This is a genomic window from Nocardia sp. NPDC019323 (assembly GCF_044389845.1).
Classification (GTDB): domain Bacteria; phylum Actinomycetota; class Actinomycetes; order Mycobacteriales; family Mycobacteriaceae; genus Nocardia; species Nocardia implantans.
Genome location: NZ_JBIRYN010000005.1, coordinates 312,961 through 326,675, shown reverse-complemented (window position 1 = coordinate 326,675; position 13,715 = coordinate 312,961). Strand labels below are relative to the sequence as shown.

The 13,715-nt window shown below is 68.4% G+C and carries 10 protein-coding genes and 1 pseudogene; 3 read left to right on the top strand and 8 right to left on the bottom strand.

The annotated features are described in order from the left end of the window. Positions 1-41: 41 nt before the first annotated feature. The 4 genes from ACH49X_RS20780 to ACH49X_RS20765 form a co-directional block, all read right to left on the bottom strand. Entirely contained in the window at positions 42-1,097 is a 1,056-nt protein-coding gene (locus ACH49X_RS20780) for a hydrolase (RefSeq protein WP_195081288.1), read from the bottom strand. 263 nt (positions 1,098-1,360) lie between these two features. Beyond that, positions 1,361-2,164: an LLM class flavin-dependent oxidoreductase gene (locus ACH49X_RS20775; RefSeq protein ID WP_195081289.1), complete on the bottom strand. Its 804-nt coding sequence runs from the start codon at positions 2,162-2,164 to the stop codon at positions 1,361-1,363. A gap of 412 nt (positions 2,165-2,576) precedes the next feature. Continuing rightward, positions 2,577-3,308: a dienelactone hydrolase family protein gene (locus ACH49X_RS20770; RefSeq protein WP_195081290.1), complete on the bottom strand. Its 732-nt coding sequence runs from the start codon at positions 3,306-3,308 to the stop codon at positions 2,577-2,579. A gap of 239 nt (positions 3,309-3,547) precedes the next feature. Continuing rightward, complete coding sequence (locus ACH49X_RS20765) at positions 3,548-4,099, bottom strand: dihydrofolate reductase family protein (RefSeq protein ID WP_195081291.1); 552 nt, start codon at positions 4,097-4,099, stop codon at positions 3,548-3,550. A 201-nt stretch (positions 4,100-4,300) separates the two neighbouring features. On the opposite strand from ACH49X_RS20765, the pseudogene ACH49X_RS20760 reads away from it, so the two are divergent. Beyond that, a pseudogene (locus ACH49X_RS20760) lies at positions 4,301-4,538 on the top strand (carboxyl transferase domain-containing protein); the annotation flags it as partial. Between the two features lie 87 nt (positions 4,539-4,625). Here the strand turns inward: ACH49X_RS20760 and ACH49X_RS20755 are convergent. Continuing rightward, complete coding sequence (locus ACH49X_RS20755; RefSeq protein WP_357206050.1) at positions 4,626-5,690, bottom strand: universal stress protein; 1,065 nt, start codon at positions 5,688-5,690, stop codon at positions 4,626-4,628. A gap of 302 nt (positions 5,691-5,992) precedes the next feature. Between ACH49X_RS20755 and ACH49X_RS20750 the strand changes: the two genes are divergently transcribed. Next, positions 5,993-6,940 carry an Acg family FMN-binding oxidoreductase gene (locus tag ACH49X_RS20750; RefSeq protein WP_323124261.1) on the top strand — a complete coding sequence of 316 codons (948 nt, stop codon included), beginning with the start codon at positions 5,993-5,995 and terminating at the stop codon, positions 6,938-6,940. 58 nt (positions 6,941-6,998) lie between these two features. Beyond that, complete coding sequence (locus ACH49X_RS20745; protein ID WP_357206047.1) at positions 6,999-7,898, top strand: universal stress protein; 900 nt, start codon at positions 6,999-7,001, stop codon at positions 7,896-7,898. Here the strand turns inward: ACH49X_RS20745 and ppsA are convergent. From ppsA to ACH49X_RS20730, 3 genes are all read right to left on the bottom strand, one after another. Then, positions 7,889-10,213 (bottom strand): phosphoenolpyruvate synthase, encoded by a 2,325-nt coding sequence (ppsA, locus tag ACH49X_RS20740; protein WP_195081295.1) that lies wholly within the window; start codon positions 10,211-10,213, stop codon positions 7,889-7,891. The genes ACH49X_RS20745 and ppsA overlap by 10 nt on opposite strands. A gap of 134 nt (positions 10,214-10,347) precedes the next feature. After that, positions 10,348-10,902 carry a flavodoxin domain-containing protein gene (locus ACH49X_RS20735; protein WP_195081296.1) on the bottom strand — a complete coding sequence of 185 codons (555 nt, stop codon included), beginning with the start codon at positions 10,900-10,902 and terminating at the stop codon, positions 10,348-10,350. Positions 10,903-10,970: 68 nt separating this feature from the next. After that, positions 10,971-13,691 carry a cation-transporting P-type ATPase gene (locus ACH49X_RS20730; protein ID WP_195081297.1) on the bottom strand — a complete coding sequence of 907 codons (2,721 nt, stop codon included), beginning with the start codon at positions 13,689-13,691 and terminating at the stop codon, positions 10,971-10,973. Between the last annotated feature and the right edge of the window lie 24 nt (positions 13,692-13,715).

The following is a 13,715-nucleotide window of genomic DNA, read 5'->3' as shown; positions in this document are numbered from 1 at the left end:
GCGTCCGCGTCGACAGCTCCTGGTTCGCTGGGACGCGGCCGCTACAGGTGGGGGAGGACTTCGGGTTGGGCCAGGGCGGTGATCGCGTCGACGACGCTGACGTTGTTCTGGCCGAAGACTGCGTCGAAGAAGGTCCGCAGATAGATCCGTTGCAAGTCGATCGACCGCTGGGAGTCGATCTTGCCGACTGCTTTCGTCGTTGTTTCTGCCGAGAGCAGCCCGGCAGCGGTCAGTTGCGGCAGGATCGTCTGCTGGTCGCAGAACGACATGTGCTCGGTGCCCGACACCTGAAGGGGCAGCTTCACGCCGGTGTTGTTGCGCCAGTACGGCTCCCAGCCCGGATGGCCGTACCAGGGAGAGGCGCCACCGGCGAGCATGAGCAGGGGCTTGTCGGTCCCTTCCGCGGCGACCGATCCCAGGATCGGTCCATCCAAATTGATGCCGGCGCGGATTCTGGGTTCGTCGGCTAAAGCCTGCACCGTGGTCGAGCCACCGAGCGAATGCCCGAACATCCCTACCTTTGTCATGTCCATGCGCTCGGCCAATCCGGTAGGCAGGGGCCCACCGGCCCGCGATCCCTGTCCGGTGGCGGCCGCCGAGAGTTCATCGAGCACGAAGCGGGTGTCAGCCACCCGCGTCGGAAGCAGGACATCCCGCAGAACCTCTAGCGGCGAATCCAGCGGGACAACTGTATGTTCGACCCGCCCGTCGGGGAAATGGACGGAGAACGCCTCGTGCGTATGGTTGATCGCGACCACGACATACCCGTGGCTGGCCAGGTCCTCGGCCTGGGCGGTACTCCAGCCAGTGGCATCGCCCATTCCAGGGGAGTTCAACAGGATCGGGAACCTGCCGGCTCCTTCGCGTGCCGGTCGATCCGGGTAGCTGTGACTCGCGCCCAGCGACCAGCGTTGTCGTGGGACGCCGAGTTCGGCGAGGTAGTCGGCTTGTTCCTCCCGCCCGCCAGGTGACATCCAGGCCGCCGTCGCGGAAGTACCCGAGTCCTGTGCCGGATACCAGATCTGAACCAGGACCTCCCGGCGGCCTTCGTCCCACGGGTCGGACCGGCCGGGGTCGGTGAGATGAAGCTCGGCCACGCCGACAGGGTTGCCGCCGGTAGGTGCAGGCACAGACACGACCACAGCGTCGGCTGAGACCAAACCAGGGGCGGCCCCGCCCGGCGCCGCTGGGACCATGGCGGCCGCCCACGCCACCGTCGTGATGATCGCGAATCGTCGTAAACGTCTGCGTGCCATCACATCCCCCGGCTTCGGTCACCATTGGATCGCCACCCTACAGAACACACTCGATACGGCCGCGACTGCGGTGTGGTCGATCTCGGGAGTCATTCCTCGCCCGACTAACGCCCGGCGAGTTCGGCGACGAGCGGAGCGAACTTCTCGGCGGAGTCGGCGCCGAAGACGAAATAGGAGAAGCCGATCTCCTCCCGTCGCCGCTGGATTTCCTCGGCGGCGGCCGCCGGGTCCGCCGGAAGCACGGCCAGCGAGTCCGGTGGAAGGGCGGCAGGATCGGTGTCGGGAGGCGCCATGAACGGCGCGACCGTGTCGCCGATGATCGGCACGTGCAGGGCGAGTTCGAGGTCTGCGAGCGCGCGGACGTCGTGTGCCAGCCGTGTGACTTCGGCCCGGGACTCATCCGGCATCAGTGCGAAGGTGACGGTGTCCGCGACCTCGGCTGCCAATGCACGGGCTTTCGGACCGCGTACGGCCATCACGACGGGCGTGTGACAGTCGGGGCCGTCGAGGTCTCGCAGCGCCATGATGGTCTCACGCACTTGGGCCAGCCGCTCGTTCGGCGGGACGGCTGGCAGTCCTCTCTCCCGGAGTTCGTTTTCGATCCCTGGTCTGCCGGTGCCGATGCCCAGCTCGAAGCGGCCGCCGGTGAGCTCGGACAGCGAGTGGGCCTCCCACGCCGTCATCCAGGCCGGGCGTAGCGGGGAGGCGTAAACCCAGGTGCCCACGCGCAGGTCGGTAAGGGCCGCGGCGGTGGCCAGCGCGGGGCCGGGTGCCGGTTGCCATTGCGGGACGTCGGGCATCAACAGTGTCGAGTAGCCGCTGTCGGCGATGCGACGCACGCGGGCCGGCCACGTCGGCAGGTCGGTTCTGAACGGGGCAACGACCCCGAATCGAAACGGTCTCGTCATGCTTGGATTCCTCTCCGTTTCTGCGCGATCACCTGCAGGCCCCCATGGGAGGCCATGAGATCATTCGGCCCATCCAAAGACATCGACGACGAATCCACCCGGAGTTCATCGGTGCGGTCGAGATCGAGGCGCACACTGCTGCGAACACCATGAATCGTTGTCCGCGGTACTCGTCTCCCGGTCACGTCGTCGACCGTTGAACATACGACCCCATCGGCTGGACCGTCCCGACGCCGATACCTGTGCAGCGCGCCCCGACCGGCCGGTACCGCTGATGACCGGTACTGGCGCGGTCGGGGCCGGCTGTGCATCTGTCGGCCACCGCCATCGAGAAGAGCCGGGGACCTGCCCTAGATGAGCGGCGCCAGGCCGACAGCTCCTATCGTCTGCTGGGCGGCCTGACGGTCCGGTCTCACCTCAGGTGCCGGGCGAAGAACCGGTTTGCGTTGTCCCCCTCGAACTGCGGGACGCCGGTGTGCCCGCCCATATTGGCGTGCAGCGTCTTCTCCTTCGAGCCGAAGGCGTCGAACAGGTCAAGGGCCATCTGCCGGTCGTTTCCTTCGTCGTCCCACTGCAGCAGGACGTGCAGCGGAATGGTGATCTGCCGGGCTTCCTCGAACATGCTGCGGGGCACGAAACTGCCGGCGAACAGGACGGCGGCCGAGATTCGCGGCTCGACCACCGCCAGCCGGATGCCGATGGAGATCACCCCTCCCGAATACCCGACCGGGCCGCCGATCTCGGGCAGCGAAAGGAGGGCGTCCAGGGCGGCCCGCCATTCCGGAACCGCCTTTTCGACCAGTGGGAGGACGAGCCGGTCGACGATCTCGTCGTCGACCGGTCCGCCCGCCTCCACCGCCCTACGCAGGTCGGCGCGAGCCTGCTCGGCGGCGGCCGACCGGGGCCGGTCACCGCTGCCGGGGAGCTCGATGGTGGCCGCGGCGAAGCCCTCCGCCGCGGAGTGCCTGGCACGGGCCACCAGTCGGGGATACATCTGACGCAGTCCGCCGGGGTGGCCGATCAGGATCAGCGGCGCCGGTGCGGATGCGGATCCGGGCGTCCACAGGATGCCCGGAATCTCGCCGAGGGTGAACTCGCGTTCGAGGACGCCGTCATCGAAGCGCTGTTCGGAAGTGAAGTGCATGGTCGTGCCTTTCGGGAGTGCTCTCGAGCGGCGCTCCCGGACGACCTATCGCCCGACCGTGACCCCAGAGGGGAGCACCCATGTGAATACTGTGTTCACGGGTACCACCTCCTCGTTCTCTGGCACGGCTTCCGGAAGGCTAGCAGCGTCTCGGCGGCCCGCCAACGGATTTTGCGGAGCCCGTGGGCCCACCGAGCCGACTCGCTTGCACAGCGAGAGCTGCTGCGGTCGAACGAACCTCACTCGGCGAGGTAGCGCAGCATCACCGCGGTGTCGAAGTGCCTCGTCTCGACCAATCGGAGCCGGATGCGCGTGTCCAGCGACGGGAACATCGGTGTGCCGCCGCCGAGCGCCACGGGCAAGACGAACAGCTGGTACTCGTCGATCAGCCCGTGTGGCATCAGCGAGGCCGCCAGGCTCGCGCCACCGACCTCCATGACGCCATCGCCTCCAGCCTTGAGCCTGCGGACTTCCTCGACCGCGTTCTCGCTGACCAGCGTGCTGTTCCAGTGGACATCGGTGAGCGTGCGGGAGAAGACGACCTTCGGCTTGTCCATCCAGAGCCTGCCGAACTCGCGCTCGATGCGCGGCGCGTCCTCGGGCACGTGCGGCCAGTACTCGGCCATCAGCTCGTACAGGCGACGGCCGTGCAGCGAGATCTCGATCTCGCGGTAGCGGTCGTTGTGGAACTGGTGCAGTTCCTCGTCCGGGTCGGTCCAGTCGATGCTGCCGTCCCGGTCGTTGATGTAGCCGTCCAGGGACACGCCGAAGCCGTAGATCAGTTTCCTCATGACCGGGTAGACCTCCTACGCGCTCGGAACTCATCGGTCCGGCGTGGAGCACTACGTCGCCTCCGGCGAGTAAGACGCCCTGGACTACGTCAAGGACCTGCTGTCCTACCTGCCCAGCAACAACCGGGCCGAGGCCCCGCGGTTCCCGGCCACCGACCCGATCGACGGCGCGATCGAGGACTCGCTCACCGAAGAAGACCTCGCAAGCAGCTGCAGCAGGCCGCCGAAGACGGCGCGGACGTCGATGCGCTGCGGCTCGCGCTCCAGAACGAGTACGAGGACACGCTCGTGAACCCGTACGTCGCCGCCGAGCGCGGCTACGTGGACGCGGGTCATTCCGCCCTCGCACACCCGCGACCAGATCGTCTCCGCCCTGCGACTGCTCGAGCGCAAGATGGTCGCCATGCCCCCGAAGAAGCACGGCGACATTCCGCTCTGACACCCGGATCGCCCACGAGTTGCCGACCAGGGTGTTCCTGGGACCGATGGGCTGGCCGCAGAGTGGCTCGCCCCGGCTCCGTCTTCGTCAACTCGCCGATCTGGCGATGATCACGGGAACGTCGGCCGCGTGCAGGACGGCTTGACCGACGGAGCCGAGCGTCATCCCGGGGAAACCACCGCGACCGTGGCTGCCGACGACGATCAGCTGAGCTTTCTCGCCGACCATGAGAAGCCGCTCTGCGGGTCGGTCCACGGTCACGATGCGGTGCACCGGGACCTCCGGATACTTTTCACCGAATCCGGCGATACTCCGCGAGAGCAGTTCTTCACCCTCCTCCTGCCTCTGTTCGGATGATCCGAAGTGCAGGAAATCCGACCAAGTGTGCACCGCGACGAGTTCGGCACCGCGGAAAGCGGCCTCGTCGAAAGCGATCTCGACGGCGTGCGCGCTGCTGCGTGAGCCGTCGACGCCGACCACCACCGGCCCGTCGGGCGGCGCGATTGTTTCCGGAATCACCGCGACTGGGCATGCGGCGTGCCGCGCCAGTGCGGTGCTCACCGAGCCCAGGAGCCTGCGGTTGACGGTGCCGAGCCCGTGGGTGCCGAGCACGAGCAGTCGCGCGGTCTTCGACCGATCGCGCAGCAGCGGGATCGGAGGCGCGTCCACCAGTTCGGTGGTGATCTCGAGTTCGGCGATCGACGCGGATTCGGACACGGCGGTCGCGCGGGCGGTTTCGAGCGCTTCCAGCCCGCCTCGCCGATAACCGTCGAAGTCGAACTGTTCCAGCTCGAAGCCCGATCCGAATACACCGAGAACGCCGATCGCGTAGACGAGGTGCAGCGGTACGTTGTGCCGGGCAGCGTCGACAGCTGCCCAGCGTAGCGCCGCAAGCGCGACAGGCGAGCCGTCGACGCCGACGAGGACGGGAGGATTGCTGCTGGTAGACATCTGTTCGCCCTTTCCTGCCTCGGCCGGCGCATCCCGGCATCGATGCGACACCAGGGTCGTCCCGATGTCGTCGAGCGGTCTAGGGTCCGATGGCCCCGCGGGAACGTCCGATGACCTTCGTCGAGAGTGTGCTCCGACCGGGCCGTCACCGGCCGAATCTCGGGTTCGCCGAGGGCCGGTTCCGGCCGTTCCCCAGGACACACGATGCCGATACACCGCCGGGCCGATCGTGGTCAGAGGACCTGATATTCGATGACCTTCGGCCCGTCACCTGTGCTGCTGGTTCGCGCGATGCTGAATCACAGCCGACAAAAACGGACAGCACGGCCGAACGGTGATCGACCCTCATGGTTGCCCGCAGCGCTGGACGAATCCGCTGCCGCGAACCAGCCTGCTCGGCGGTGGCGCACCGCCGAGCAGGTTCCGGGCCTGCCGGACGGCTCCCGATGAGAGGGCGAGCGATGCCGCGAACACACCCAGACCCCGAGACACTCCGATCCGCGTTGGCGCTGGCGTCTCGGGCGCCATCGGTGCACAACACCCAGCCGTGGCTGTGGAGGGTCGGACACGAGTCGGTGCATCTGTACGCCGACGACAGCCGGAGACTGCCGCACACCGATCCCGACGGACGCGATCTGCTGCTCAGTTGTGGTGCGGCCTTGCATCATTTCCGAGTCGCCGCTCGTGCGGAGGGTTGGGAGACGATGATCCATCGGCTACCGAATCCGGCCGCGCCCGAACACCTCGCGTCGATCGAGTTCCGTCGCACCACTTGCGGTCCCGAGGACGTCGAGTTGGCCCGCGCCATCAGCAGGCGCGGCACGGATCGCCGCCGCTTCAGCTCGTGGGAGGTACCGGCGGCGCATATCGCGGCCATGATCGACGCCGGACTGGCCACCGGGGTACTCGTGCACGATGTCGACGCCGAACCGGCGCGGACCCAGTTGCTGCGCGCGTTCGAACAAGCGGCCTGGCAACACGCCCGTGACGTCTCCTATGGCGCCGAGTTGGCGCAGTGGAGCGGCAGGCACGCGGCGCCGCAAGGGGTGCCCGCGCGCAACGCGGTGTTGACCGAAGCCGATCCCACGGTGCGTCCCTTCTCGAACCCGGGATTGCCACAGGCTGTGGTGCGCGACATCGATGCCGCCGATCGGATGCTGCTGCTGAGCACCACCAGTGACGACCGATTGTCCCAGCTGCGCGCCGGGGAGGCCGCGAGCGCGGTGCTTTTGACCGCCACGGCACTCGGCCTTGCGACCTGTCCGCTGAGCGAGCCGATGGAGTTGGCCGACACGAGGAGACGCATTCGCGCCGAGGTTCTGGACGACGCCGGATATCCGCAGATCATCATCCGTGCCGGTTACGCGGTCACCAGCGCCGACCCGGTTCCGCCCACGCCACGCCGCCCGCTCGCCGAGGTGGTGCAGCCGCTGGGTTCGCCGGAGACATGATCGGAGGAACCGATCGCCACGGATGCGGCACGTCCGACCTGGGACCGAGGAGAACGCGATGACGGAGCACTCGACGGAAACCGCCGGTCCGATCGACCCGCCGCTCGTGGTGGCTGTCGACGGTTCGGCCACCTCATACCACGCGGCGGCGTGGGCGGCGGCCGACGCCGCCCTGCATCGCGCCCGGCTGCACATCGTCACCTCCGTCCCTGTGCGGCCGGGATACGGTCCGGGGGCCACGCTCACCGAAGCCGATGTGGAGTGGCTGCGCAAGGACGGCGAAAGGGTGCTCACGGAAGCCGCTCGCGTAGCCAGGACGACCGCGGCGGGCGAGGCGCTGACGATCAGCACCGAGTTGACCGTCGCACCGATCATCCCCGACTTGATCGACCGGTCCCGGAGCGCGCGGATGCTGGTCGTCGGCAGCCGCGGCCTCGGTGCGTTCCGGCGTGAGTTGCTCGGGTCGGTGAGTACGGCGATGACCCGGCACGCGCACTGTCCGGTCGCGGTCGTGCGCTCGACGTCGGCGACCGATGCCTTTTCCTCGGGCAAACCCGTTCTGGTGGGGGTGGACGGGACCACCAACAGCGTGCCCGCCGTCGAACTCGCCTTCGATGAGGCATCGCGACGCAAGGTCGGTCTGATCGCGCTGCACGCGTGGAGCGATTCGAGTGGCATCGACCTCGTGCCAGGGTGGGACGCTGTGCGGGAACGCGAGGACGCGTTGCTGGCGGAGAATCTCGCCGGATGCGGCGAACGGTACCCGGATGTCGCCGTGCGACGTGTCCTGGTCCGTGACCGGCCGGTTAGGTCCCTGCTCGATCAATCGGACGAGGCTCAGCTGCTCGCGGTGGGTAGCCATGGCCGCGGTGGGTTCACCGGTATGCTGCTCGGTTCCACCAGCGCGGCGTTGCTGCATTCGGTGGAGTGCCCGATCATCGTCGTGCGTCAGCGGTGACGGGGGTTGTGAGGACGAGCCTCCCGCGTGGCGAGCGCCCGTTCGAGCAGAACTCGCCGCTCGGCGGAGGCGATCGCCCGACGAGCCGCGGGAACGGCATCCGGCGTCACCGATATCGAGGTGATGCCCATTCGTACCAGGTGTTCGGCGAATTCGGGGCGTGTCGAGGGGGCCTGCCCGCACAGCGAGGCCGTGATCTTCAGCCGCCGCGCCGTTTGGACGATCTTGCCGATAGCGTCGAGCACGGCGGGGTCGGATTCGTCGAACAACTCGGCGCATGTGCTGGAGTCACGGTCGACGCCGAGCATCAACTGCGTGAGGTCGTTGCTGCCGATGGAGACGCCGTCGATGCCCAGACCGACGTATTCGGGCAGCCAGTGCACCACCGAGGGGACTTCCGCCATCACCCAGCGGTGCAATCCGCGTTGGTGGCCCAGCGGACTGCCGTCGATGAGGTCGAGGCAGGCCGCCAGTTCCCATCGGGTGCGCACGAACGGGATCATCAGGTGCAGATTCGGCGTCTTCTCGCGGACAAGAGCGAGCGCGGTGAGTTCGAGCGCGAACACCTCCGGTTCGCGGATGTAGCGATAACAGCCGCGGTACCCGATCATCGGATTGCGCTCGTCCGGTTCGTAGACTGCTCCACCGGCGAGATCACGGAATTCGTTGCTGCGTAGATCGGTCGCCCGGTAGATCACCGGCCGGGGGGCGAACGCCATAGCGATCCGGTGCAAGGGCTCCGACAGACGTTCGACGAAAAGTTCCTTCTCACCCCTAGCTATCAGATCCCGGGGATGACGTCCGTCGAGCGCCTGCGTGATCAGCGTTTCCGCGCGCAGCAATCCGACGCCGTCGACGTCGGTGGCCGCGACGCGTTCGGCGGCATCCGGTAGCGCGAGATTGACGTAGATGCGGGTCGCGGTCGGTTCCGTCGCGGCGGTCGGCGCCGACGGGCGAGGTTCGGTCTGTGCCGGCTGCGAGCGCCCCGCCCGGATCTGGCCCGCGGAGCCGTCGACGGTCACGACGGCGCCCTCGGTCAGCGTTGTGGTCGCCGTGCGGGTGCCGACCACGCATGGCACGCCCAGTTCGCGTGCCACGATCGCGGCGTGGCATGTCATTCCGCCGCTGTCGGTGACCAGGGCGGATGCTCGCGAGATGGTGGGCAGCCAGTCGGGGTTGGTCATGGTCGCGACGAGGACCTCGCCGGCGCGCAGTGTCGAGCCCTCCGACGGCGACCGCAGGATGCGTACGGCGCCGCTGGCTCGCCCCGGTGCGGCGGCGAGGCCGCGCAGTAGAACCTCAGCCGTGGCCGCCGCACGCGCCTCGGGCTTTCCCTCGGGTCGCGCGGCCAGCGTGGTGATGGGCCGGGCCTGCACCAGCCACAGGCGCTCGTCGTCGAAGGCCCATTCGACATCCTGCGGGCGGCCCCCGTGCAACTGCTGTACCTGTAGAGCCGTTCGGGTCACCGACATGGCTTCGTCCTCGCTGAGCACTTGGCCCGCCGCTTGGTCGTCGCTCAGCCGGATCCGCTGGTCGCCGTCGGGTCCGGGCACGATGGCGTATTCCTGGTGGCCCGCGCGAGCGGCGATCAGAGTGGGCCCCTTGGCGTCGAGCATGTAGGTGTCGGGCTCGGTGGCGCCGGAGACCACCACCTCGCCTTGCCCGCGCGCCGCCTCGATCACCACGCGATCGCGGCGGCCGGTCGCCGGGTCCGCGGTGAACGCCACGCCCGACCTGCGCGCGGCGACCATGCGCTGCACCACCACCGCGATATCCGGACGCTCGTGCATCTCACGGCGGGCGCGATAGGTGAGTACGCGCGGGGTGAACAGGGATGCCCAGCAGTCGACGACCGCCTCCATGAGCCGGTCGTCACCGTGGATATTGGTGCGCGACAGGTTCATTCCCGCGAAGGAGGCGGTCGCACTGTCCTCGCCGACCGCGGACGAGCGCACCGCGACCGGAACGGATTCGCCGAGCCGGTGGTAGGCGGCCAGCACGGCGTCGCGCACGGCTGCCGCCATCGGGGTCTGGTGCACGAGCTTGCGCATCCGGGCGCACAGGTCGTCGAGTTCCGCGTCGTCGGAGCGAGCGCTCTGCGCGGCGGCTCGCAGCGCCTCGTCGTGCAAGGCGTCGAGTTCGGCGCCGTGCGGTCCGTGGATGATCACCTGCTCGTAACACGATTTGAGGATCACGTACCCCGGCGGCACCGGCAGATGTGCCGCCACCAGCTCACCGAGATTCGCGCCTTTGCCTCCTGCGCGGTCGGCGTCCGCCAGCCGCAGATCGGCGAGGTCGGCCACATAGTCGCCCATAACGGCTCCGATCAATCGGAATATCAACGTGCGTGCGTGGGTCCGGCGACGTGATGCGCGTCCACCACGGCCGCGCAAGCCGGATCACCAGGTGCCATCCGGCTCGGTGGGGGCCGAGTCGCCGGACGCGTTCGTCATGGGGTGATGGTGGTGGAACGGGCCGACGGCAGCCGCAGACTGCGGGCGATGGTGTCGGTCCACGAGCGGACCGCTGCCCAGTCACGCAGATCACCGTAGCGGCCTTTGCCGAGCAGTCGGTAGAGCATGCGGGTCCGTAGGGAGATGCCGTCGCTGTCGTACCGTCCGGCGAACGCGCGGTAGTCGTGCGCCTTGACCGAATCGCGCAGTGCGGCGATCTTCTTCGGGACCAATCGCCCGAGGCGGCTGCCGATCGGGCCGCGCAGTGCCGGGGCGAGGCCGACGCTGAACAGCCACACGTCCTTTTCCACCAACTCGTCCTGGTGGGCGTGCACGTAGTCGGCGACGGAAGGGAGGAGTTTCATGTTGTGCACCGCGCTGCCGAGCACGAGGGTGTCGAAGTTGGACAGCTCGGGCGCGTGGTCGATATCGGCGAGTTCGACGATGGCGTCGCGGCCCGACAGCTCGGTGCCGATGAATTCGGCGATATCGCGGGTCGATCCCTGTTCGGTCGCGTAGACGACAGCGACGTGATGTTTGTCCTGGTCCATGCCGAGAATCTTCCTCGCCGGCGCGGTCTCCGATGAGAGGACTCGTGCCCGCGCCCGGGGGACCATCGTCACCGCCGGTGGCGGCGCAGCAGCCAGCGGCGTAGTTCGTCGGCGCCCCACACGATGAACGGGTAGGGCAGTGTGAAAGCGAGCATGGCAGGGGTCAGGGCGGCCGTGCCGAGCAGGCTCTGCAGCACGGGGACGTAGATGATCGTCGCGGCGAGGGCGAGTTCGAAGGCGATGCCCCACAGCAGCAGGCGATTGGACAGGACGCCGATCGAGCGGAGCGAGGCGCGGTCGGTCCGCGCGGCGAACGCGGTGCCGATCTGACCCGCGACCATGCCGAAGAAGGTCATCGTGGTCGCCTGCTGGTAGGTGTGGTGCAGTGGCGTTCCCGGGCCGGTGGGATCTCCGAGGTGCCAGCCACCCCGCAGCAGCACGAAGAAGAAGCCCCCCATGGCCAGCACCGCCGCGATCACTCCGAGGAACAGCCAGGCGCGCAGCAGCATCGGTGTGCGGATCACCGATTCGCTGCGCTTGCGGGGCGGCCGGCGCATCAGGCCGGGTTCGGCCGCTTCTCGTCCGAGCGCCAGTGCCGGAAGTGTCTCGGTGCCGATGTCGAAGGCCAGCAGTTGCATCACGGTCAGCGGCAGCGGGATCGCGCCACCGGAGAGCGCGAACACCAGCAGTGGTGTCACCTCGGGTGTGGTGTGGGCGAAGATGTAGCAGATGAACTTGCGAATGTTGTCGTAGACCCGCCGACCGGCCTGGATGGCGGCGGTGATGGTGGCGAAGTTGTCGTCGGTGAGCACCATCGTGGCGGCCTCGCGGGCCACGTCGGTACCGGAGCGGCCCATCGCCACCCCGATGTCCGCGCGGCGTAGTGCCGGCGCGTCGTTGACGCCGTCGCCGGTCATGGCGACGACGTGGCCTGCGGCGCGCAGCGCGTCGGCGATGCGCAGTTTGGCCTCGGGTGAGGACCGCGCGAAGACGAGTTCCGCCGGTCCCGCCAGCAACCGGTCGAGGTCGTCCTCGCTCATCCGGTCGAGTTCGGCACCGGTGATCACTGTCGGCGGTCCGCGGGTGATACCGATCTGTCCGGCGACCGCCGCCGCGGTCAATCCGTGGTCGCCGGTGATGACGATGATCCGGATGCCCGCAGTGTGGCACTGCCCTACCGCGTCGGCGACCTCGGGCCGGGGTGGGTCCTCCATCGCAACCAGGCCGAGCAGGACCAGGTCCCGCTCGGCTTGGTCCCGGTCTTGCGGCGCAGCGGGAGCGGCGACATCGCGGTCGGCGACGGCCAGCATCCGCAGCCCCTGCTCGGCGCGGGAATCGACGCGCTCGGCGAGTTGCGCGCGGCGTTGCTCGCTCAGTGATCGGATGCGGCCGTCGGAACCGAGTTCCGCGGTGCACAGCGGCAGCAGCGACTCCGGGGCTCCTTTGACGTGCACGCGCAGCCGACCGGTCTCGTCCGCGTCGACGGTCGACATCCTTTTGCGTATCGGGTCGAAATGGAACAGCCGCTGCCGGGAGCGCTCTCGTAGTTCGATGAGGACCTGCTCGCCCAGTGCTGACGCCGCGGCCAGCAGTGCAAGTTCGGTGGGATCACCGACGAGGGATCCGGTTTCGGTGCGACGCGCATTGTTGCAGGCGACCATCGCTTCGGTCACCCGGGCCAAGGTGGGGTCGCGCTTTCCGGAGGTGGCCTCAGGGGTGTGGGACCCGGTCGCGGTATCGATCACGACGACGCGCATGCGGTTCTCGGTGAGGGTGCCGGTCTTGTCGGTGCAGATCACGTCGGTGGAGCCGAGGGTTTCCACAGCGCTGAGGCGCTTGACCACCGCCCCGCGGCGGGCCAGGTCGCGCACGCCGATCGCCAACGCGAGGGTGATCACCGGTAGCAGACCCTCCGGGACGTTACCCACCAAGAGCCCCACGGCGAAGACCACGGAATTGACCGGGGACAGTCCGGCGCCGAGCATCGCGACCGGAATGAACGCCGCGGCGAGCAGCACGGAGATCAGCGCGATCAACCAGGCCACGCGGCGCACCTGAAGTTCCAGAGGGCTCTCGTCGCGTTCGACGCGTTCGGACAACGCCGCGATGCGTCCGAGTTCGGTGTGCATGCCCGTGGCGAAGACGATCGCGCGAGCTTCACCCTCGGTGCACGAGGTGCCGCTGAAGACCAGTTCACGGGCCTGCGCCAGCGGAACTCCGGCGTCGACGGCGTCGGCGCTGCGGTAGGCCGGCACCGATTCCCCGGTCAGCTCGGACAGATCCAGCTCGATGCCGCCGTCGAGCAGCCGTGCGTCCGCACAGATCCGGTCACCTTCCGCGATGACCAGGACATCGCCGGGTACGACACCGATCGCCCCCACCTCGGCGACCTGCCCGTCCCGCACGACCTTCGCTCGCGGCGGCAGAAAGGCGGCCAGCGCCTCCACCGCCTGCTCGGCGTGCCGCTCCTGCGCGAACGCGAAGCCCGCGTTGATCATGATGACGACCACGATCGCGATCGCGACCGGGACGATGCCGACCGCCGCCGCGAGCACGGCCGCCGCCCACAGCAACAGCGCCAGCGGGTGGGTGAACTGGCGTGCCAGCTCACGCAGCGGGCTTCGGCGGCCGCGTCGCCGCAGGATGTTGGGCCCATAATGGATCAGTCGCCGTTCGGCCTCGCGCGTGGTTAGGCCGCGGCGGCTGCCACGCAGATCGCGAAGCAGCAGATCGATCCGCTCGGTGGGATCGATCCGCAGACCGGTCTCCGCTTCGACCAGGCCGGTCACCGCGACGCCGCCACGTATTTCATC

Excerpts from the sequence above, each read along its gene's own strand:
- ACH49X_RS20775 (WP_195081289.1), bottom strand. The coding sequence starts at position 2,164 with ATGACGAGACCGTTTCGATTCGGGGTCGTTGCCCCGTTCAGAACCGAC.
- ACH49X_RS20770 (WP_195081290.1), bottom strand. The coding sequence starts at position 3,308 with ATGCACTTCACTTCCGAACAGCGCTTCGATGACGGCGTCCTCGAACGC.
- ACH49X_RS20765 (WP_195081291.1), bottom strand. The coding sequence starts at position 4,099 with ATGAGGAAACTGATCTACGGCTTCGGCGTGTCCCTGGACGGCTACATC.
- ACH49X_RS20745 (WP_357206047.1), top strand. The coding sequence starts at position 6,999 with ATGACGGAGCACTCGACGGAAACCGCCGGTCCGATCGACCCGCCGCTC.
- ppsA (WP_195081295.1), bottom strand. The coding sequence starts at position 10,213 with ATGGGCGACTATGTGGCCGACCTCGCCGATCTGCGGCTGGCGGACGCC.
- ACH49X_RS20735 (WP_195081296.1), bottom strand. The coding sequence starts at position 10,902 with ATGGACCAGGACAAACATCACGTCGCTGTCGTCTACGCGACCGAACAG.